Below are 1,674 nucleotides of genomic sequence, written 5' to 3'. Positions count from 1 at the left end.
GTACGACACCCGCTGGGCGGCCGATGCGCCGATGCCGCCGGAGCCGCGCGTCGCCGAGCCCGCCGCCGCTCCCGTGCCTGTGCCCGCGAGAGCCGGCGTCCGTGCCTCCGGCGAGCTGCCCATCCCGGCACCCGCCGCGGTGGAGGTCTTCCCCGCCACCCGGGTGCGCCCGGAGCCGTAGCCTTCCCCCGCCGACCAGGCGCGGAGACGACCCGGAACGAGAAGCGCCCCTCCGGCCTGGCCGGGGGGGCGCTTCCGTCTCGGACGCAGCGGGCGTCAGAAGCCGGTGTACGGCGTCAGGAACTTCGTCATCAGGATCGGCACGCCCGGGATCGCGAGGATCCCGATGATCCAGAGAACGATCTCCCAGGTCGCGTAGTCGTCCTGCGGCGGAGCGTCCGCGTCGTGCCGGATGTCCAGGTCAGCCATGGTTCGCTCGGGTGTGTCGCTTCGGCTCGGTGAAGTGCCCGCCAGCCGCGGGACCGACGCATATCATATCAGCCGGCCCCCGGCGTGTCCAGAAGCACGGCGTCGGAAGGGCTCGCCGCCGCGTCGTGGAACCCCCTCCCCTCCACGGCCAACCGGCGCAGCAGCGGCGCCGGCTCGAACCGCTCCCCGTGCGCGGCCGCGAGCTCCTCCAGCGCGGCGATCGTCGCCGCGGCGCCGAGCTGGTCCGCGTGGAAGAGCGGCCCGCCGTGCGCCGCCGGGAAGCCCGCGCCCAGCAGCATGGCCAGGTCCACCTCCGCCGCCGTCTCCACCACGCGCTCGTCCAGCGCCCGGGCGGCCTCGTCGACCATCGCCAGGACCATGCGTGAGCGCATCTCCTCCTCCGGGACCTCTCCTTCGCGCGCCCCTCCGGCCGCCCGCAGCGCCTCCGCCGTCCGGGGCGAGACCCGCGGCTCCCCCCCGCGGTCATACCGGTACACGCCGGGCTCCGGGTCGCCCTTGCGCGAGGGCGCCGCGAGCTGGGCGAGAAGGGCTGGGGGGCGGAATCGCTCCCCCAGCTCCTCCGCGAGGAGGCGGGAGTGCCGCGCCACCCGCGCGATCCCCAGCTCGTCCGCCAGCCGGAGCGGCCCCGCCTGCATCCCCCACTCCCGCACCACGCGGTCGATCCGCTCCGGCGCGGTCCCCTCCTCCAGGAGGCGGAGCGCCTCGTTCAGGTAGGGGAGGAGGAGGCGGTAGACGAGGAAGCCCGGACGGTCGCGGACCCGGAGCGGCACCTTCCCCAGGCGGCGCGCGAGGGCCGCCGCGGCGTCCTCCGCCGCCCGCGAGGTCCGCGCGCCAGGCACCACCTCCACCAGCACCCCCCACGCCACCGGCGGGACGAAGTGCATCCCCACCACCCGCTCCGGGCGCTGCAGCGCGTCCTGCACCCGGCCGACCGTTGCGGAGGCGCCGGTAACGGCCAGCACGCACTCCTCGCGCACGTGCTCCTCCGCCTCGCGGAGCGCCTCCCGCTTGCGCTCCGGCGCGTCGCGGACCGCCTCCAGCACCACGTCCACCGTGCCGAAGCCGCCGTAGCCCAGCGTCCCCGCCACCCGCGAGGCGCGCTCGTCCGCCTCGCGGCGCGCGAGGTGCCCCTGGCGAACCGCCTCGCGGAACAGCGCGCGCAGCCGCTCCAGCCCCTCCACCAGCGCCTGGTGCCGGCGCTCGCGGAGCCGTACCGGGATCCCC

General features: G+C 76.6%; 3 protein-coding genes. 1 reads left to right on the top strand and 2 read right to left on the bottom strand.

The genetic code is table 11. The annotated features are described in order from the left end of the window. Window positions 1-181, top strand: a 181-nt coding sequence (locus VGR37_22895; GenBank protein HEV2150265.1) for a hypothetical protein, incomplete at its 5' end; no start/stop codon positions are given. A gap of 95 nt (window positions 182-276) precedes the next feature. Here VGR37_22895 and VGR37_22890 read toward each other — a convergent pair. Beyond that, complete coding sequence (locus VGR37_22890) at window positions 277-429, bottom strand: hypothetical protein (GenBank protein HEV2150264.1); 153 nt, start codon at window positions 427-429, stop codon at window positions 277-279. A 68-nt stretch (window positions 430-497) separates the two neighbouring features. Next, window positions 498-1,674, bottom strand: a 1,177-nt coding sequence (locus tag VGR37_22885; GenBank protein HEV2150263.1) for a 3-hydroxyacyl-CoA dehydrogenase NAD-binding domain-containing protein, incomplete at its 5' end; no start/stop codon positions are given.

Source organism: Longimicrobiaceae bacterium (assembly GCA_035936415.1).
In the GTDB taxonomy this organism is placed as follows: domain Bacteria; phylum Gemmatimonadota; class Gemmatimonadetes; order Longimicrobiales; family Longimicrobiaceae; genus JAFAYN01.
Note: the sequence above shows the minus strand (reverse complement) of the source record. Positions and strands in the feature narration are given on the sequence as shown.

Bases quoted from the DNA above. Each gene is read 5' to 3' on its own strand.
- VGR37_22890 (HEV2150264.1), bottom strand. From the start codon at position 429: ATGGCTGACCTGGACATCCGGCACGACGCGGACGCTCCGCCGCAGGAC.